Origin of the sequence: Nocardia sp. NPDC058633, assembly GCF_042717045.1 — a bacterium.
In the GTDB taxonomy this organism is placed as follows: domain Bacteria; phylum Actinomycetota; class Actinomycetes; order Mycobacteriales; family Mycobacteriaceae; genus Nocardia.
The window spans coordinates 196,096-215,162 of the sequence record NZ_JBHXRA010000005.1; the positions used below are offsets into that span (position 1 = coordinate 196,096).

Annotated in this window: 11 protein-coding genes and 1 pseudogene; 2 read left to right on the forward strand and 10 right to left on the reverse strand. The window is 65.6% G+C overall.

The window, feature by feature from the left end:
- Window positions 1–6 precede the first annotated feature (6 nt).
- Together ACFWUR_RS08350 and ACFWUR_RS08355 are read left to right on the forward strand one after the other, a co-directional pair.
- Window positions 7–5,208: an amino acid adenylation domain-containing protein gene (locus ACFWUR_RS08350; RefSeq protein WP_378903884.1), complete on the forward strand. Its 5,202-nt coding sequence runs from the start codon at window positions 7–9 to the stop codon at window positions 5,206–5,208.
- 46 nt (window positions 5,209–5,254) lie between these two features.
- Complete coding sequence (locus tag ACFWUR_RS08355; protein WP_378903887.1) at window positions 5,255–9,955, forward strand: amino acid adenylation domain-containing protein; 4,701 nt, start codon at window positions 5,255–5,257, stop codon at window positions 9,953–9,955.
- A gap of 69 nt (window positions 9,956–10,024) precedes the next feature.
- Here the strand turns inward: ACFWUR_RS08355 and ACFWUR_RS08360 are convergent, their stop codons facing one another.
- The 10 genes and pseudogenes from ACFWUR_RS08360 to ACFWUR_RS08405 all read right to left on the reverse strand — a co-directional run bounded on the left by ACFWUR_RS08360 (window position 10,025) and on the right by ACFWUR_RS08405 (window position 19,061).
- On the reverse strand, window positions 10,025–10,819 hold the full coding sequence (locus ACFWUR_RS08360; protein WP_378903890.1) for an ESX secretion-associated protein EspG: 795 nt from the start codon (window positions 10,817–10,819) through the stop codon (window positions 10,025–10,027).
- Window positions 10,816–12,219 carry a hypothetical protein gene (locus tag ACFWUR_RS08365; protein ID WP_378903893.1) on the reverse strand — a complete coding sequence of 468 codons (1,404 nt, stop codon included), beginning with the start codon at window positions 12,217–12,219 and terminating at the stop codon, window positions 10,816–10,818. Before ACFWUR_RS08365 ends, ACFWUR_RS08360 begins: the two co-directional genes overlap by 4 nt.
- Entirely contained in the window at window positions 12,219–12,578 is a 360-nt protein-coding gene (locus ACFWUR_RS08370) for a hypothetical protein (protein ID WP_378903896.1), read from the reverse strand. Before ACFWUR_RS08370 ends, ACFWUR_RS08365 begins: the two co-directional genes overlap by 1 nt.
- Before the next feature lie 51 nt (window positions 12,579–12,629).
- Window positions 12,630–13,178 carry a DUF3558 domain-containing protein gene (locus ACFWUR_RS08375; RefSeq protein WP_378904188.1) on the reverse strand — a complete coding sequence of 183 codons (549 nt, stop codon included), beginning with the start codon at window positions 13,176–13,178 and terminating at the stop codon, window positions 12,630–12,632.
- A 725-nt stretch (window positions 13,179–13,903) separates the two neighbouring features.
- The gene (locus tag ACFWUR_RS08380; RefSeq protein ID WP_378903899.1) at window positions 13,904–14,278 is read right to left on the reverse strand and encodes a hypothetical protein; all 375 of its coding nucleotides are present in this window, start codon (window positions 14,276–14,278) and stop codon (window positions 13,904–13,906) included.
- Window positions 14,279–14,298: 20 nt separating this feature from the next.
- A pseudogene (locus tag ACFWUR_RS08385) lies at window positions 14,299–14,607 on the reverse strand (transposase); the annotation flags it as partial.
- Window positions 14,608–14,677: 70 nt separating this feature from the next.
- Window positions 14,678–15,154 (reverse strand): SUKH-3 domain-containing protein, encoded by a 477-nt coding sequence (locus tag ACFWUR_RS08390; protein WP_378903902.1) that lies wholly within the window; start codon window positions 15,152–15,154, stop codon window positions 14,678–14,680.
- A 1,219-nt stretch (window positions 15,155–16,373) separates the two neighbouring features.
- Entirely contained in the window at window positions 16,374–16,904 is a 531-nt protein-coding gene (locus tag ACFWUR_RS08395; RefSeq protein ID WP_378903905.1) for a hypothetical protein, read from the reverse strand.
- A 207-nt stretch (window positions 16,905–17,111) separates the two neighbouring features.
- Complete coding sequence (locus ACFWUR_RS08400) at window positions 17,112–17,639, reverse strand: hypothetical protein (RefSeq protein WP_378903908.1); 528 nt, start codon at window positions 17,637–17,639, stop codon at window positions 17,112–17,114.
- A 324-nt stretch (window positions 17,640–17,963) separates the two neighbouring features.
- A complete protein-coding gene (locus tag ACFWUR_RS08405) occupies window positions 17,964–19,061 on the reverse strand; it encodes a hypothetical protein (protein ID WP_378903911.1) in 1,098 nt (365 codons plus the stop codon).
- Between the last annotated feature and the right edge of the window lie 6 nt (window positions 19,062–19,067).

A 19,067-nucleotide genomic window follows, 5' to 3' on the forward strand; every position in this document is an offset into this window, starting at 1 on the left:
AAGAACATGTCTGACACCGAAGCCACCCTGTCCGTCGCCGAGCGCCGCAAACTGCTGCTCCAGCAGAAACTGCGCGAACGCGGTATGTCGGCGGCGCCGGCCGAACCTGTTGCGGTACCGCGGATTCCCGCGGGGGAGCGGCGCCCGCTCACCCCCGGCCAGCGCCGCATGTGGTTCCTGCAGACCCGCGACGCCGCCGACACGGCCCTCAATATCTGCGTCGCCTACCGCCTCACCGGTTCGCTCGACGCCGACCGCCTGCACGCGGCGTTCGACCAGGTGGTGGCCCGCCACGACATCCTCCGCACCACCTACGGCGCGGACGCCGACGGCACGCCGTTCCAGGTGTTCACCGATGACGCGAAGGCAGAGTGGTCGACCCACGACCTCACCGAGCTGGCGGAGTCGGGTCGCGACCTGCGGGTGGAGGTGCTGGCGCAGCGCGATTTCGCCCGCCCCTTCGCCCTCGGCACCGAACTGCCGCTGCGCGCCACGCTGATCCGTATCGGCGTCGACGAGCACGTTGTGCTGTTCACCATCCACCACATCTGCTGGGACGACGACTCCTGGGCCATCTTCTTCACCGAACTCAACGCCGCCTATCGGCTCGCGACGGAACAGACCGAGGCTGCGCCCACGCCCTCTCCCGACGAGGTGAATGCCGCCGACCGCTCGCCGGCGGGCACCCGCCCCCGGTCGGAGACGGTGCAGTTCGCGGCGATCGCGCCCACCGCCGAGCCCGCCGAAGACGACGTCGCCTACTGGCGTGACGCGCTGCGCCCGCTGCCCGAACCGCTCGAACTCCCCGGCGCCACCTCGGCGAACCCGGGCAGGCGCGCCCAGCGCCGCACCCACCGCCTCCCGGCCGACCTCGTCACCCGCACCGAACAGTTCGCGCGCGAGCAGGCCGCCACCCCGTTCATGGTGCTGCTGGCCGGTTTCGACGCCCTCGTGCACCGCTACACCGCCGCCGACGATTTCCTCGTCTCCATCCCGGTCACCGACCGCCCCGCAGGCACCGAACAGCTCATCGGCTACTTCGGCAACACCCTGCTGCTGCGCGCGGGCATCGGTGACCGCGACGATTTCGCCACCCTGGTCGCCGGCGTCCGCGACACCTGCACCGGATCGTTCGCGCGCCGTGGAGTGGGCATCGATCGGGTGGTCCGCGAAGCGAACCCCGACCGGGTCGCCGGGCGCGACGGCATGGATCAGCTGGTCCGCCTCGGCTTCAGTGTGCGCAAGAGCGCCGACGGTTTCGCCATCGACGGCGTGAGCTCCACCCAGCTCGACCTGGGCGCGGCGAGCGCGCAGGTGCCGCTGGCCTTCGCTGTGGTGCTCGAGGCCGACGGCACCGCGGTGGTGGAAGCCGAATACCAGACCGACGTGCTCGCCGATGCTCTCGTCGACCAGTTGCTCGTCCATTTCGGCCGCCTCCTCGACAGCGCGCTGCGCGACCCGAAGCGCAGGCTCGCTGATCTCGATATGCTCGGGGCCGCCGACCGTGCCGCGCTGCTCGAGCGTTCGCACGGCGTGCTCGTCGACGAGCAAGCGACAACCCTTGTCGCCCTGCTGGAATCGGCTGCCGCCGCCGCTCCCGACGCGCTCGCCCTCGTCTCCGACGACGCGGAGCTCACCTACGCCGCACTGCACGCGCGCGCGAATCGGTTGGCGCACTGGCTGATCGAGCAGGGCGTCGGCACCGAGGACCTCGTCGGCCTGCGCCTCGGCACCTCGATCGAGTTCATCGTCGCCGTGCTCGCCGTGCTCAAGGCCGGTGGCGCGTACCTACCGATCGATCCGGCCTATCCGGACGACCGCATCGAATACCTGGTCGAAGACGCGAATCCCCGATTACTGCTCGGCGCAGTCGAGTTGGCTGCCGCGGAGGAGACGGCCGCCGATCGGCCCACGACGGCGCCCACCGATGCCGAGCGTCTGCGCCCGCTACGTCCGTCGAATCTCGCCTACGTCATCTACACCTCCGGCTCCACCGGCAAGCCGAAGGGTGTTCCGGTGCCGCACAACGCGATCGCCGAACACATCGTCTGTTTCACCGCCGACTGGAACATGACCTCGGCCGACCGGCTGATGCAGTCCTCGTCGGTGAGCTTCGACGCCTCCCTGGTCGACATCGCGATCACGCTGACCGTCGGTGCGCAGCTGATCGTGCCCAAGCCCCACGCGTTCCGCGATATCCGCTACGTCGCCGACCTCATCAGCCGCCGCCGGGTGACCGTGCTGCACATGGTGCCGTCGATGCTGAGCACGTTCCTGTTGCTGCCCGAGATCAGTGAATGGCAGTCGCTGCGGCAGATCCCCGTCGGTGGTGAGGCATTGCCCGGCGAGGTCGCCGACCGCTTCGCCAACACCCTCGACGCCGAACTGCGCAACCACTACGGACCGACCGAAGCGATCGTGTGCTCCACCCATATGCCGGTCGCGGGTCCGCAGGGCACCGGCGTGGTGCCGATCGGCATCCCCAACCGCAACGTGTACACCTACGTCCTCGACGAGGCGCTGCAGCTGGTGCCCGACGGCGTCGTCGGTGAGCTCTACCTGGGTGGCGACCAGCTCGCCCGCGGCTACCTCGACCGCCCAGCCCTGAGCGCCCAACGTTTCGTCGCCGACCCGTTCACCGCCGGCGCTCGCCTGTACCGCTCCGGTGACCTGGTGCGCCGCAACACCTTCGGTGAGCTCGAATTCGTCGGCCGCGCCGACGAGCAGGTGAAGGTGCGTGGCTTCCGCATCGAACTCGGCGAGGTCGAAGCCGCGATCGCCGCGCATCCCGCCGTGGCCCACTGTGTTGTCGTGGTCACCGAGGACCCCGCCATCGGCGCGATGCTCGCCGCGTATGTGGTGCCCGCCGAGGAGACCGTCGACCTCGAACAGGTCCAGGCCTTCGCGGCAGGCGGGCTACCGGAATACATGGTGCCCAGCGCGTTCGCGGTGATCCCCGAGATCCCGCTCACCGTCAACGGCAAGCTCGACAAGCGCGCCCTGCCCGCCGCGACCCCCGCTGCGGTGCGCACCCACCGCGCCCCGGCCACGTCCACCGAGCGCAAGGTGTGTGCCCTGTTCGGCGCGCTGTTCAGCCTCGACGAGGTCAGCGCCGAGGACTCCTTCTTCGAACTCGGCGGGCACTCACTGCTCGCAGCCCGCCTGGTGGCCCAGGTCCGCGCCGAATTCGGCGTCGAGCTGGATGTGCGCGTCGTTTTCGACAGTCCGACCCCGGCCGCGCTGGCCGCCGACCTGGTCGCCCGCTTCCTGGCCGAGTTCGACATCGACCTCGACGCCGTCGACAACGATTTCGACGACGCGCCCGCCGCGGAATCGGTGGTCGCGATCGACACGGCGGGCACCGACGCGACGGCGTCCACCACCGACACCGTGGCCGGATTCGCCGGCGACGAGGTCCGCGCGGCCGCGGGGTCGAACCGCCCTGTCCTCGCCGCGGGTCCGCGCCCGGAGCGCGTCCCGCTGTCGTATTCGCAGCTGGCGATGTGGTTCCAGTACCGCATGGAGGGTGCGGGGTCGGTCGGCAACCTGCCGTTGGCCATGCGCTTCGACGGCCCGCTCGACATCGTCGCACTGCGTGCGGCGTTGGACGACGTCGTCGCCCGGCACGAGTCGCTGCGCAGTACTTTCCCCGAACACGCGGGTTCGCCCTACCAGGTAGTGCATCCCGCCACCGCGGTCGTGCTCCCGGTCCGCGAGGTCACCGCCGACCGGCTCGACGCCGAGCTGGCCATGATCGCCGACTATCACTTCGCCCTCGACGGTGAACCGCTGATCCGCGCGGAACTGCTCGTGCTCGACGCGAACACCCACGTGCTGTCGCTGCTGGTGCACCACATCGTCGCCGACCACGCGTCGTTCGGCGTGCTGCTCGACGACCTCACCACCGCCTACCGCGCGCGCAGCGAACACGGTGGCGCACCGGACTGGAGTCCGCTGCCCATCCAGTTCGCCGATTACGCCCTGTGGCAGCGTGAGCTGTTCGACCAGGCGACGCCGAGCGAATTCGCGCAGGCCCAGCTCGACTACTGGCGCACGCAGCTCGCCGACACCCCCGACGAGATCTCGGTCGCCCACGACCGCCCGCGTCCGCCGGTGCTCGGCAAGCGCGGTGAGGTGGTCACGTTCTCGTTGCCCGCCAGCGTCCGGTCCGGGCTCGAAGCACTGGCGATGCGCAGTGGCGCTACCGAATTCATGGTCTGCCAGGCGGCCGTCGCGACACTGCTGCACACCCTCGGCGGTGGCACCGACATCACTCTCGGCACGCCCGTCGCTGCGCGCACCGATCCGGCGACCACGAACCTGATCGGCCTGTTCGCCAACATGGTGGTGCTGCGCAACGACCTGTCGAACGCGCCGACCTTGCGGGAGACGGTGATCCGAGCCCGCGATGTGGTGCTCGATGCCAACACCCACCAGGAGCTCCCGATCGAGCGCCTGGTCGAATCGCTCAACCCGCGCCGTTCGCGCTCGCGCAACCCGTTGTTCCAGAGCATGATCCACTTCCGTGGCGCCGACTGGGCACCCACCACCCTCCCGTTCGCGGCCTCGGGGCAGAGCACGGTCACCGTGCTGCCCGCCGACTTCGACGTCTCGTTCCTGGATCTGAACCTCAGCCTGAATGTGACCGCCGAGGGCGGCATGGACGTGCGCGTGGTCGTCAACGCCGACCTCTACGACCCCGCCACCGCCGCGCTGATCGCCGACGCGCTCGCCGCCACGCTGCGCGCCTTCGCCGAAACCCCGGACCTGGCGGTCGCCGACCTGCGCGTGCTCCCCGCCGCGGACCTCGAACGACTGCTGGCCGAACCGGCCCCGGTCGCGGTGAACGCCGCCGCTCCCGGCGCGGCAGCCGACTCCGACACCGAGGCCACGCTCATCACGTTGATCGAGGAACTGCTCGAGACCACCGATGTCACCGGCGAGGACAACTTCTTCGCCATCGGCGGAGACAGTGTCATCTCGATCCAGTGGTCGGCCCGCGCCGCCGAACTGGGCCTGGCCCTGACTCCCCAGTTGGTGTTCGAGTGCGCCACGATCACCGAACTGGCCGCGGCCGTCGACGCTGCCGCCGACGAATCGACGCGGGCCGAAGCACCCGAACAGGTTTCGCACGCGCCGATGAGCGCCTCGGGCCTGGAATCGGACGCGTTGTCCGCGCTCACGGCCGCCTGGTCCGCTCAGGGATGAGCAGGCTCGGTCACCGCATCACCACCCGGCTAGGAGAGGACGCAGCATGAGTGCGCCGCAGATCGAAGACGTCCTCGCGTTGAGCCCGCTGCAGGAGGGTCTGTTCTCGCTGTCGCGGCTGGCGGGCACCGAGATCGACCTGTACACGATGCAATTCGTCGTCGATATCGACGGGCCGCTCGACGTCGACCTCCTGCGTCGCAGTGCCCAGGCGATGCTGGATCGTCATCCGAATCTGCGTGCCGCGTTCTGGGACACCGATGTGCCCAAGCCGGTGCAGATCATTCCCTCGCGCGCGGAGCTGCCGTGGACCGAACGTGGCGCGCGCTCGGCGGAATTCGACTCGATCGCCGAATCCGAGCGTCGCGTGCCGTTCGTGCTGAGCCGTGGTCCCGCGCTGCGTGTGCTGCTGCTCGATGTCACCGACGCCCCCCAGCCGCGCAGGCGGATGATCCTCACCGCGCACCACATCCTGATGGACGGCTGGGCGGTCGCGGTGTTCTTCACCGAACTGCTCGCCGTCTACCGCGCCGGTGGGGTGCTCGACGGACTGCCCGCCCCGCGCCCGTACCGCGACTACATCGGCTGGCTCGGCGCCCAGGACCACGACGCCGCCGCCGCCCGCTGGGCCGAGTACCTGGGGCAGGTCAGCGCGCCGCTGGTGCTGGCCGACGGCACCGGTGATCGCGGTTCCGCCGTCCCGGAGACCACCCGACTCCGGTTGTCGGCGACGGAGACCGAGCAGCTTCAGCAGTGGGCGCGCGCCAACGGCATGACGCTGAACACCGCCGTGCAGTTCGCGTGGACGCTGCTGTTGAGCCGCATCACCGACCGCCGCGACGTCGTCTACGGCACCACCATCTCCGGTCGGCCCGAGAAGCTGGCCGGTGTCGAAGGCATGGTCGGGCTGTTCATCAACACCGTCCCCGTGGTGCACCGCCTAGACCCCGCCGAGCCGGTGGTCGCGCAATGCGCGCGCCTGCAACGTGATTCGGCCACAATGCGCGACATCGGCTACCTCAGCCTGTCGACCCTGCAGCGCGCGGCCGGCCACGGCGCCCTGTTCGACACCCTGTTCGTCTTCGAGAACGCCCCCATCGACGACGCCATTCAGACGGTCACCGCCCCCGACGGCGCCCAGTTCCGCCCGATCGAGATGGAAAGCCTCGCCCACTACCCGCTCACGGTCGTCTCCCACCTGAGCGACGGCGAACTCCTCGTCCTCGTCGAAGCGATCCCCGCCCTCCTCGGCCACCTCGACCCCGCCGACCTCGGCGCGCGGATGGTGACCGTGCTGCGCACCCTGTCGACCCTCGACGCGAGCGCGACCACCGAGGCGATCGACCTGCTCACCGAGGCCGAACACGCCGAACTCCGCAGCGCCACACTGGATATCGCGACCTCCCCGACGGCCACGCCATGGGAACTGTTCGAGCAGCAGGCCGTAGCCGCCCCGAACGCGATAGCGCTCACCACGACCGACGGCGCGGTCTTCACCTACCGCGCGCTGCACGACGAGGCCTGCCGGATGGCCGGTGAGTTCGTGGCCCACGGCGTGGGACCGGAAACCGTTGTCGCCCTGATGCTCCCGCGTAGCCCCCGCTCGATCATCGCCATCCTGGCGACGTTCGCCGCGGGCGCCGCTTATGTTCCGGTCGACATCACGCTCCCCGCCGCGCGGATCGCATCGATTCTGCGCCAGTCGAACCCGGCTCTCGCCGTCGTCCTGGACGAGGATCGCAGGCTGATCGACGGATTCGTGATCGACGCGCAGTCGGCCGATGTGGTCGCCGGGCAAGATACCTCCGCCGAGCCCGAGACCGCAGTGCGTCAGGAGAACACCGCCGACCCGGCAGCTTTCGCCGACGCCGCGGCCGATCGAGTGCCCGTGTTGGCGCTCGACGAGCCCGCGGTCGTCGCGCGGATCGCGGCCAGGCCCGCGCAAGCCCCCGCCGTGCGTCGCGACCTCGACCACAGCGCCTACATCATCTTCACCTCCGGCTCGACCGGCGAACCCAAGGGCGTCGTCGGCACGAACGCCGCACTGGCCGGCTACTTCGCCGACCACCTGGAACGCTTCTACCGCCCGGCGATGGCCGAACTCGGCCGACCCCTGCGGATCGCCCACGCCTGGTCGCTCGGCTTCGACGCCTCCTGGCAGCCGATGGTCGGCTTCTTCGCCGGACAGGCCCTGCACCTGTTCGACGCCGACGAGATGCGCGACGCGCACCGAATCGTCGCCGGAATGGCCGAATTCGACATCGACATGATCGACACGACCCCGTCGATGCTCGCGCAGCTGGCGGCAGCGGGCCTGCTCGACCGCGAACTGTCGGTGCTCGCCCTCGGCGGCGAAGCCATCGACACCGCGCTGTGGGCGCGACTGCGCGCCCTGCCGGGGACGGCTGTGTACAACTGCTACGGCCCCACCGAGACAACCGTCGAAGCCGTGGTCGCACCCGTCGCCACCTCGGACATCCCCACGATCGGCACCGCCAACGGCGGCATGGTCGGCTACGTACTGGACTCCCGGCTGCGACCGGTCCCGCAGGGCATCGTCGGCGAGCTCTACCTGTCCGGCGTGCAGCTGGCCCGCGGCTACCTCGGCAAACCCGCCATCACCGCGGACCGTTTCGTCGCCGACCCCACCCGCCCCGGGACGCGCATGTACCGCACCGGCGACCTCGTACGCAGGCTTCCCGGCGGCCGTTTCGGCTACCTGGGCCGCGCCGACGCCCAGGTGAAGGTGCGTGGCTATCGCATCGAGGTCGGCGAGATCGAGACCGCGCTGCGTCGCTCCGCCGATATCGACACCGCCGCGGTGACCGTGGTGCGCCGGGCAGGCGGCGCATCACTGGTCGGCTTTGTCGTCGGCAAGGCCGGTCGCGCCGTGATCGTCAGCCGGGTGCGCACCGACCTCGCACAACGCTTGCCCGCGTACATGATTCCCGCGCGCATCGTGGTGTTGGATCAGTTGCCGGTGAACGTCAACGGAAAGCTCGACAGTCACGCGCTGAACGAGCTCGCCGAACAGTCGCTGTCGTCCGCCGACAGCAACGCCGCCGCCGAGACCCCCACGGAGATCGCGCTCAGCGAACTCTTCGCCGAACTCTTCGACGGCCGCGCCCCCGGCATCGACGCCGACTTCTACGAACTGGGCGTCGACAGCATCGTCGCGATCTCGCTCGTCAACAAGGCCCGCCGCCGCGGTCTCGCGCTCAACCCACGAATGGTGCTGGCCTGTCCCACCATTCGTGAACTCGCCGCAGCCGTCGACGACGCTCCCGCCGCCGCCGCGCAGTCCGGCGCCGACGCCTACGGCGTGGTGCCGCCGTTGCCGGTGGTCTCCTGGATGTACGAATACGGCAACTACCGCCGCTTCACCCAGACCGCACTGCTGCGCCTGCCCACCGGAATCGACCGGGCCGCACTGGAATCCACGCTGCAAGCGCTGCTCGATGCGCACGACACCCTGCGTGCGGTGCTCACCGATACGCCCGACGGCCCGCGCATGCTCACGCGCGCACCCGGTGCGACGATCGCGGCCGACCTCGTCATCGAGGCACCGCGAGGGCTCCGCGGCACCGAACTCCACACGACCATCACGGAATACGCGCGCACAGCCAATGACGCGATCGACCCGCGCACCGGTGACATGGTTCGCGCAGTGTGGTTCCCGGGTGCCGAAGCCCCGACTGGTCCGGACGTGCCCAGCTCGATCGGTGATACCGCCACCGGTGATGACATCCTGCTACTCGCCGTGCACCACCTCGCAGTCGACGTCGTGTCATGGCACATCATGCTCGATGCTCTCGCTGCCGCCTGGCAGCAGATCCAGGCGGGCGTGACGCCGAAAATGCTGCCCGAGTTCACTTCCTACCGGCAGTGGTCCGAAGCCATGTGGCAGCGTGCCGCCGAGCCGGAAGTCCTGGCCCAACGCGACTACTGGGCCGCCCAGGTCCGCGAACCCGACGCCGCACTGGGTTCGCGACACCCCGCGCCGACCACCGACACCTGGGCCGGCCTACGAGTGAGCTCCGCCGTCACCCCCGTGGCGGTCACCGAGCGTCTGCTCGACCGTGTCGGCAAGGACGAGGGCGTCCGCGAATTCTTGCTCACGGCTCTCACCATGACCATGGCCTCGCTCCACGCCGACAACGGAAACGATCCCGCCGCAGGCGCATTGATCGCGATGGAAGGCCACGGCCGCGCCGACACCACCCTCGGCACCGACACGGCCAACACCCTCGGCTGGTTCACCAGCGTCTTCCCGGTGCGCCTCGGCGTCGGAGACAACGCTGTGGATGTGGCACGCGCACAAGCAGATCCAGCCGCTGCCCGCGCTTTGCTCACCTCGGTCGCCGCCCACCTGCGCGAAATCCCCAACCAGGGCCTCGATTACGGTCTCCTCCGCTACGTCACCCGCGCAGCAGAGCTTCGCACCGCCGCCGAACCCCAGGTCGAGTTCAACTACCTCGGCCGTATCGACCTCAGCGGCAACGAGTCCGATCCCTGGTCCCTTCTCGTAGGCGAACACGACACCGCCCTCCCGCTCGATCCGGAACCGGACCTCCCCCTGCGCTACGCGGTGGACGTCATCGCGGGCATCGGCACCACCCCCGAAGGCGCGGCCCTCACCACCAACTTCCGCTGGAGCTCCGCACTGTTCACCGAAACCCAGGCTGCACGTTTCGCCGAACTCTGGGAGCTGGCGATCACCACTCTCGCCGACGTGCTGGACGGCTAGCGCCCGCCGCCCGATCGCACAACCGGCGACGCCGACCCTCCCTTCGAGGTCGCCCCCGCCTGAGGGGTGTCAACCTTGCCGCCGATTGGTGAACATCGCGATGTGGTTGGCCAGGCGGTGCTGGAGTTCGGGCGGCGGGCCGGGGATGACGGTGAAGTTGTCGGCGTCGTGGTGCTGGATGAGGTAGCGGCCGTCGTTCGGATAGTCCAGCCAGAGAAAGGCTTTGCCGTCGGTGGTGGGTCGCGAGTCCACCTGGAAGCTTGGGTAGACGGTGATCTCGCCGGTGCTGGTTCGAGGTCGGCGAAAGAATCGTTGCGTCTGTTCGACCGGGGACAGGCGCGTGGGATGCCGGGCGTAGGTGGCGGCGTCCAGGTCGCTGCGGCAGCATTCGAAGCGAGGTGTCGAACCACCTTGTGCGCGGGGAAGTTTCGCGACTATCGTGGCGGCCAAGTCGGCCAACGGCACAATGCTCAAGGCGATATCCCCGCCGTGGTCGCGGGTGTGCCCTGATGCTTGGACCGCCAAGGCCGCGTGACCCTCGATGATTCCGGCATACACGCGGACCACCTCGGACTGACCGGGTCCGTGCAAACCCTCGATCTCGACGCGAACCTCGGGTTCGAGCAGAGCACGCAACACCTTGTGTAGGCCGTCGTCGTAGACCTGCCGCAGCCTGGCGAAGGCGGCTTCGCGCCGCTGCCGGTGGATCTCGTGGGTTTCGGCGAACTCGGGACGGAAGGTCAGCGGGTACGGAAGCCGGTCGCGACCATGGCCTTCCACGCCGACAGCGAACGCGTGCGGGTCGAGATGCCAGCTCGAGCGTCGATCCGTCATGTCGTCGGCGGGTGCTTGGGGCCAGCTCACGCGCCGATTACCCCACCGGGCGGAAGGGTCGGCGGAAGCAGCCCGATGAGTTCGTCTTCCCGATCCTGGATGAGGTAGTCCGGAATGGCGTGCTCGCTGTCGTCCTCGCCTTTACCACCGCCGCCGCGGCCGCCACCCATCATCCCGGGCATACCGCTCATGCCCCTGCCGCCTGCGCCGGTGGCCGTACCCGCACGGTTGCCTGACCCTGCGGCCGCGGCCGCACCGCCAGGAGTGCCCGGCACCGCGGCACCTGCCGCACCCCCGCTCGGAACACCGGACCCCGGGGAACCCGACCCTGGCGAACCAGAGCCCGGCGAACCCGAACCAGGCGCCCCGCCGCCGGGCGTGGTGGGGGTACCGGTGCCGACCGGTGTGGTTGCCGCGGGTGTGGTCGCGGAGGGGTCGGTGGTGCTCGGTTCGGTGGAGTCGTCGCCGGCTCCCTCGTCGTTCTGATCGTCGCCCGGATCGGTCGACTGTGGCTCCGTCGTCGCCGGATCCTCTTGTGTGCCGGCGAGATCCGTAGACGAATTGTCGCCGTTGCTGTTGTTGTTGCCGTTGTTACTGTCGTTGTTGGAGCCGCCGTCGTTGCCGTTGCCTCCGGTATCCGGCACGCCGCCCGGGTCGCCGATGTTGTTGACGGGGACGGGCAGAATCGGGGTCTGTTTGTCGACGGTGATCGAGCCCGGCTGGTAGGTGCCGATCATGAAGAGTCGGGCGTCTTCCTCGGCCTCGTTGGCGCGATGCTTTGCTGCTTTGACCACGCCATTGCCGGGGATATGACCGATGAATTCGTCGAAGGTCGAGACTTCCTCAGGCTTCGGAATGGCGATTTTCGCCTGTCCGAGAACGCCTTCCATATAGTCGATGCCGTTGGCGACCATCTGGAATGTGACGGGCAGTTTCGCGGCTTCGGCGGTGTAGCTCTTCACCCCGTCGATCGCCGAGTTTCCGGATGCACCCGCCCACTTCTCGGACAGCACGCGCTCGAAGCTCGTTCGGTAGTTGTTGACCGCGGTCTCGGTTCCCGTAGTCAGGCGCCGCCAAGCGTCCGCGCTGGCATTGATCTGACCGGCATCGACACCGGGCTGACCATCCTTGCCGCGCAACGCATCCCAGATCTGCTGATGCGACCACGTACTGAATGCCTCGGGGGACACTTTCTCTCCCTCCATGGTTACCGCTGTGCCGGCCAGCAACCTCGACATTTCGCCGCCGATGATGCTGCGATCGCCCTCCCACGCCTGCTTGCCGTCGTTGTCGAGCGTGCTGCGTTCGTTGTCGGCGTTGTCGGACCGGTTGTGGTTGTCCCAGACCTTGAAGCCACCCAGAGTGCCCACACTGACGAAGAATTCGCCGACGGCCTCACCGGCATCACCGACATCACCCCAGAAGCCCATCAGATGTTCGCCCCCGTCGCGCCGAGAGCGCCCGCGGTCTGCTGGTCGACGGCTTGCAGTTTGCCGATCGCGGCGAGGAAGGTGTCGCGCTGGTCGCGGGCGATGGCGATGTGCTGGTCGATGCGTTTCACCGCGGAGTCGTTGGCGTCGCCGCCACCTCCGGCGACGGCTTTGGCTTCGATCTTTTGGCGGATCGCGTCGGCTGAGGGGAGACTGCCCCAGCCGGTCAGGCGATTGAGAGTGTTCGCTTCGAACTTCTGCGCTTCGAGGTCGGTGATGTATTGGCTGATCACGATGGCGAGTGCTTGGCCGAGGTCCTCCTCGATCTTGAACTCACCATTGACCGCTTGAGTCTTCATGCTTCGCCAATACGTGGCATGGTCCTGAGTCATCGCTGATCCCCCCACTTCCTACTTCGGAAGATTCGGCTCTAGCGCCGCTGCGTAGTCGGCCGCCATCTCGCAGGTATTTCCTACCCGTGGTCCCTCGGTGCTGAGCCATCCTACTTTTACCTCGAACATGCCCTGCTCCGCTCCGAACGACACGTAGCAGCTGTCCGGGTCGCTCTCCTCCTGGGAAACCAAGCCCGGACGCCCATTGACCTCTGTGTCCCGCACGTTGATGACGCCGGCCTTCTGACGTGCCTCGGCAAGCGTGTGGCTGGTTGAGAGCACAGCGACCCGGCGCTTACCGGTATCCGACTGATCACCGAGCGGGGCCCAGCTGCATACCCGCCACGCGGAGACTCCGGTCGGCGGGTCTGTCGTGATGGTTTTCGTCGCAGGATCGAGCCCCACGCCCCGCAGCACCTCATCCGACAAAGCCCCCCGACACGGATTGAACACCTCGATGCTGTCCGGATCCCGCACCGTAGTCGTAGGCCCAGCCGCCCCCTCCTCGGTCCCCCCGCACCCCGCAAGCACAGCGGCCCCGACCACACCACAGACCACAGCCCGCATCACCACAACGCTTCGCACAGCACTCCTACCTGGTCGGACAAGGCAGCAACCCGCCACTACTCGATTAGACGCACCCCGACCCCATTCGGTTCCCCCGAACTGCCGACAGCTCTCCAGCCCGCGCCCACCCCGACCCTACGCAATCGCCACCGTCGCCGGGAAACGCCGGCCCCAACGACCGAGCAACCCCCGAATCCAAACGTTGAATCTCCGGAGACCTGTTCCCCACCCCGGTGGCGGGCATGAAGGCGGACTGAGCAGGACGAGACGAGGTCCGTTCCCTACGTGCGTAGCCGAAACTCGGGCATGAGATCAAGCTTTCGGTACCGCCGCACCACGAGGTCGAGCGTATCCGGAAAACTAAAACCCAAAAATCGCAAACCGCCGGTAATTTCCTCGACCACGGATCCGTTGTCCAGCAGAAGCATTGCCGACTCGCCTTACCAATCGGCGACAGGCAAAATCGCGTGGCCGATAATCTGTTCGAATCCGGCGTACCGTTCGCGCATCCAGCATCGTCGAATCAGGCCCGGGACCGACGATGTAATTGGCAAGGCCTGGTACGCGCGTCCAGAGAAATTTCCGAGTACCGGGCACCATCGCCGCCGAGTCGGGGGTATTTTTACGAAACTGCAGACCGGCCCGACCTCGAAGGCGATCAGCGACAATCTTTTCGACGGAAACGACACCTTTGTATTTAGTGGTTGCACTGAAAGTATTCCACTTTACGGCATTTCCTGCTGGAAAAGGGTCATTGCGGAAATTAGTTCATCTTTGCTTGGAATATTGGCTACATACTCACGATTCTCAATATGTCGGAGGAACTCGGGTTGCGGTCCTATTCCGTATTTTTTGAGGTAGTAGCTGGCCCCGCAGTGCCATACCCAGGCCCCATCGGAGGCGTAGGACATGGGCACGATCTGTTCGTCGTTCGAGCTCAATTGGTCCGCAGATAGACCGGTTGTTCTGATTACTAGCAGTCCGCCATCCAGGAATGCCGCAATCCTTTCTCGTTCCAAGGGGTCGGTGATATTCTTGCGACCTCCGAACTCGGGGTTGCCCTCTGGATCGGATCCATAGAACAGTCGTGCGAATTTCATGAGTCTCCTCGATTTTCGGGTGTTCTGTCGAGCAACCCCTCGCTGCCGAGCTCGTCGAGCACGGCGCACTGTAGGCGCCGCCATAGACCTGCCTCGGTCCAGGCGGTGAACCGGCGGTGCGCGGTCGGGACAGTCACCCCGAACGAGGGCGGCAGCATCCGCCACACACATCCGCTGGTCAACACATAGACGACCGCGGCGAACATGGCCCGCTCATCGGTCGGTGCAGTGCCGCAGCCTTGGCGACGTGGGGTGAACACCGGCAGCAACGGCTCGACCAGCTCCCACAGCTCATCGGGCACCAGACGCAACGACAATTTGTCGGTCACGACCGAACATCATGCACGACAGCCAATTCCGGCCATGCCGCGACTACTGCCTACGACATGAGACATCCTCTTACGGGCGTTGTCGAAACTCGGGCATAAGGTCGAGCTTTCGGTACCGCCGCACCGCGAGATCGAGAGCATCCGGAAAACTGGAGCCCAGGAATCGCAAACCGCCGGTTATATCCTCGACCACGGATCCGTCGTCCAGCAGAAGCATTGCCGACTCGCCTCCCCAATCGGCGATAGGTAAAATCGTGTGGCCGATAATCTGTTCGAACCCGGCGTATCGTTCGCGCATCCCGTCCCCGGCGAGGAGTGGATCGAAGCGAATGCTACCGGACCCCCACAGTGCTTCCGGAATCCGTGGCGGCCTGACTATCAGGCCACCCATGCTGGAAAGAACGCTGACAGCCTCGTCGAAAAACGAATAACCCTGGGCTTGAAGGTCGCTGACCCAACTGCCAATGTCGACTCTTCGATCGGGGGTCCAGCCAGCGTTGGCTGCTGCCTCTTGTGTTTCGTTCGAGGGCCATGCGAAATATGTCATCACTGCCACCGTATCCCGATCTATTTTTTGAAGGGTTTACGCGACAAGCTCGAATAGCGGATATTGCAATCCGAGCTTCCCCCTCCATCTTCAGGCATTCGGGCTTTTACTCGCTATTTCTGCTAGCCGCGAGAATTTGTATGGCGCGTTCTCTGGTCTGGACATCGGCTGCCGCAGCTTCGAAGTCGCACGATTTCATATGTGAGAGAAAATTCTCCTCTGGGGCAATTCCATACTGCTCCAAGTAGTACCTCGATGCGCCGGTCCAAATCCATGTTCCATCGGTTTTGAAGATGCGCGGAACGACTTTCCCTTTTGATGGGTCGACCTGATCCTTCGATTTTCCGTTGGCTGCCCGTATGAGTGCCCCTCCTCTGAGAAAGGTTAGGATCTTTTCCTTTTCTTCCGAGTCTGTAACTACTCGCCTTGAACTCGCTCTCGGCCTGCCATCATCATCTATTCCGTCGAAGGGTCGAGAGATATTCACGAATGTAGAAACCCCTCCTCAGTCCCCCCGCACCCCGCAAGCGCCGCCGCCCCGACCACACCGCAGACCACAGCCCGCATCACAACGCTTCGCACAGCCCTCCTACCTGTTCGGACAAGGCAGCAACCCGCCACTACTCAATTAGACGCACCCCAACCCCATTGGGTTCCACCGACCTGTCGATCGTTCTCCAGCCCGCGCCTACTCCGACCCTGTGCAACCGCTGACCGCGGCCGGGGAACTGCCGGTCCCGACGTACCGAAGGATGCGCAGCATTCGAACCACGAACCCATGCCATTACGTTCGTCCAAGTCTTGATGCATCCACCATGCTGAACCTGGGCTCGCGTTCGAGGTCATCGGCTGAACGGCTCTCATTCGGAACGCCCGGCACCGGTGTAGCAGTCGGTGCAGTGTCGGCTGGGGTTGTCCGTGCTAGTTTGTCGGCTAGGCGAATCAGCGCTCAGGACGGGATTGTTTCGCCATTCGGCTGGGCTCGTTCTTTCTGAGCTCTGTGCAGAATCTGTCCGGCTGTTGCCTGCGCGATCCCTGACACCGAGCTGCTGCTCGTGTGAATCGCTCGAGTCTGCTTGTCTAGCAACAGAATTCGATTGCGGTCTGTCGCTGTCTTCCCGAAGCGGGGCGCGACTTGTGTCGATGTCTCCTGCATCCGGTCGAAGAACATCAGTAGTGCCATCGTTGAGACCTCGCTGATCCGGTGTAGTCGGGTCGGCTAGTCCTCGATTGTCCCGTCCGTCGGCCAACTCTGTTGTCGGCGGCTGAGCCACTGGGCTTTCGAGATCACCAGGGAGTCCATCGGCCCTCGTTGGTCCCGTTTCAGGGTTTGTTTGTCGAACGTCAATCGGTAGATCTCGGGGGTTGCCGTCGGATTGTCCAGCGCCGTCACTGTCACCTTGTACGTGATCGTTTCCGGGTTCTCGGCCAGGAGTTGGAAGGTCGCCTGTCGGCGCTTGGGATAGATCTGCCGCCCGTTCACCGGCTGGCCGGTCTCGATCGCTCGGTCGTACGTCTCGCCGATCGTCCACGGGTGCAAGCTGGGATGCGGCGTCACTGTCCCGGTCTGCTTGTTGAGGACGTAGGTCGTCTGCCCGAGTCCCTGGCCCGCTGCTTTCTGTTCCGAGCTCAGCTCCGGTCGGCACACCCACCCGTGTCGGAACTCGATCACCGAGAACGTCTGGGTCGGGAACGCTTCCGCCAGGAATTCCTGAGCTTGTTCCTTGGTGACCAGCGGTGGAGCCGGCATTGGCTACTCCTTGGGTATCGACGGGCATCGACCAGAGTTCGACCGATTCGCTGGTCAGGTAGCGCGGTGGCGTATCCGAGTTCTGCGACGTCGGCGCCATAGTGCCGTCTGCCTGCTGGGTGTGGTTCCTGGGGTGCTCGGCAAGCCAGTGGCCGGTGAGATTTGGGGTGCGGTCGCCCGAAGGAGCGGAGTTGCTCGGCTGATCGCCTACTGCTCGATCGTCCATTCCGCCGGCCAAGTCCCCGTGTTGCGGCTCTGTGCGTACGCCCACGACGTCGCGACCGCCGAGACTCGGTCCGTCGGACGGTGACGGATCGGATTCTTGGTGATCTCGACGTCCTGGGTGATCCCCGGGCCGTCCGGGATCTCGAGGAAGGTCAGATGTATTCGGTACCCGATCGTGTTCTGGTCCTCGAACGTCTTGGTCAGATGGATTCGGCGTTGTTTCGGATACACCTGGTAGCCCTGGGGCGGCAGGCCCGCTTCCGTCGTCGCGTCGAATTCCTCCGCGATCACCGGCATCGCCATGCTCGAGTGCGTCGTGATAACCCCCGTATCTTTGTTGATCACGTAGTTGCCCAGGCCCATTCCCCACTGGGCCTGTTCCTGAGGGGTCACCATCTGCTGGCACACCCAGCCGTGTTTGCCCTCCAGGATGGAGTACGTCTGATCCGGTCCGAACACTTCGGCCAGCAAATGTCTGGCCTGTTCCCGGGTGGGTACTGCTCCCGCCATGTGGCGAGCCTCCGTTTGCGTCGATGGGTATGCACGAGGACGCCGAGTTGTCGGTCAGGTAGGTGGTAGAGCGTCGAAAGTCTGCCCTGATTGCGGGTCCCAACCACACTGGGCCGGATACACATGAATGGCGATTTTCGCCTGTCCGAGAACGCCTTCCATATAGTCGCTTCCGTTGGCGACCATCTAAAATGTGATGGGGAGCTTCGCGGCTTCATCGGTGTAACTCTTCACCCCGTCGATCGCCGAGTTCCCGGATGCGCCCGACCAGAAGCGACCCCAACATCGGACCTCTGTGCTTTGCTCCTCACCCCGAGCCGACGTTCACTCTGCGGCGTGGTACTCGATTTGGTGGTCGGCGACATCCACTCCGAGTCGGCGTAGATTCTCGGTAACCTGCCGGGTGTATCTCCGTGCCGGTCGGTAGTGGGTGCTGTGATCACTGATCAACAGAACTCTTCCCTGACTGGCCGCGATTTCACCCGCGCCAGCGACTGGTTCACCTGCCAAAAAGCTTGAGTGATGGAATTCTCCCAGGATATGAAATGGTGCCGAATAGAGGTTTCCGAGTTGATCCATTGCGAATATCGCGCGCCCACCGGCCGGGGTCCACAAGGTGTGGGCCGAACTGGTGTCGAAAAGGTTCCCTCTGCTGTCGTAAAGAAGGCCGCCATGTACCGAGAGCAGAAATTCCCGACGTTCATCCTCTGTCAGATATTTGACTTGCTTACCACCCCAGTGGTTATTCCCTGGTAGGTTCTCGCCGTAAAATGGTGGTTGAATGGGGGTTGTCTCATACTGTGTCGACGGTTGGGTGTGCTGATGGTCCGACTCGGTAAGAGGCAGTATTCTGTCAGCTTCGATGCGGCCGGTGTCGATCAGTTCTCGCAGGATCGACTCGGGTTTGTAGTCAATTCCTGCACCTACGAGCATGACATCGTTACTGCCGGCCCAGACCGGTGAGAAGAACCCGACGATTGCTCCTGATCGCAGCCGTAACAATAGGAATGGGCCGTCTTCGCTACTGCGATTGAAACCCCTGGCCAATCGGCCTTCAAGTCCTGGCACGGGAATTGTAATTCGCGCGATCGGTTGCGACGATTCAAATACTGATAGCCAGTCGCTTGAAAGCTGCAGGTACTCTGGTTCTGCCCACGGGCGCATCGCGTCCATCTGGGCGACAATGCGTTGGACAAATTCGTACAGCTCGGCGGAGCCTTGCTTCATTTCCACGATGGTCGGCAGTGGAAAATTGTGTTGGATCCCGTTGGTGAGAATGGAGTACTCTTCGTCGACTGTGAGGGTTTCTATCGGTTCCGCTATCAACGCCCCAGCTATTCTGGCGGCGAGATCGTCACTGAGATCCGACTCGAATTGGATCCCATAAAAGAGTCGTGAAATCAGACCATTCCACTCGTCCATGCATCT

Excerpts from the sequence above, each read along its gene's own strand:
- ACFWUR_RS08350 (WP_378903884.1), top strand. The coding sequence starts at position 7 with ATGTCTGACACCGAAGCCACCCTGTCCGTCGCCGAGCGCCGCAAACTG.
- ACFWUR_RS08355 (WP_378903887.1), top strand. The coding sequence starts at position 5,255 with ATGAGTGCGCCGCAGATCGAAGACGTCCTCGCGTTGAGCCCGCTGCAG.
- ACFWUR_RS08365 (WP_378903893.1), bottom strand. The coding sequence starts at position 12,219 with ATGGGCTTCTGGGGTGATGTCGGTGATGCCGGTGAGGCCGTCGGCGAA.
- ACFWUR_RS08370 (WP_378903896.1), bottom strand. The coding sequence starts at position 12,578 with ATGAAGACTCAAGCGGTCAATGGTGAGTTCAAGATCGAGGAGGACCTC.
- ACFWUR_RS08375 (WP_378904188.1), bottom strand. The coding sequence starts at position 13,178 with ATGCGGGCTGTGGTCTGTGGTGTGGTCGGGGCCGCTGTGCTTGCGGGG.
- ACFWUR_RS08380 (WP_378903899.1), bottom strand. The coding sequence starts at position 14,278 with ATGAAATTCGCACGACTGTTCTATGGATCCGATCCAGAGGGCAACCCC.
- ACFWUR_RS08390 (WP_378903902.1), bottom strand. The coding sequence starts at position 15,154 with ATGACATATTTCGCATGGCCCTCGAACGAAACACAAGAGGCAGCAGCC.
- ACFWUR_RS08395 (WP_378903905.1), bottom strand. The coding sequence starts at position 16,904 with ATGCCGGCTCCACCGCTGGTCACCAAGGAACAAGCTCAGGAATTCCTG.
- ACFWUR_RS08400 (WP_378903908.1), bottom strand. The coding sequence starts at position 17,639 with ATGGCGGGAGCAGTACCCACCCGGGAACAGGCCAGACATTTGCTGGCC.
- ACFWUR_RS08405 (WP_378903911.1), bottom strand. The coding sequence starts at position 19,061 with ATGGACGAGTGGAATGGTCTGATTTCACGACTCTTTTATGGGATCCAA.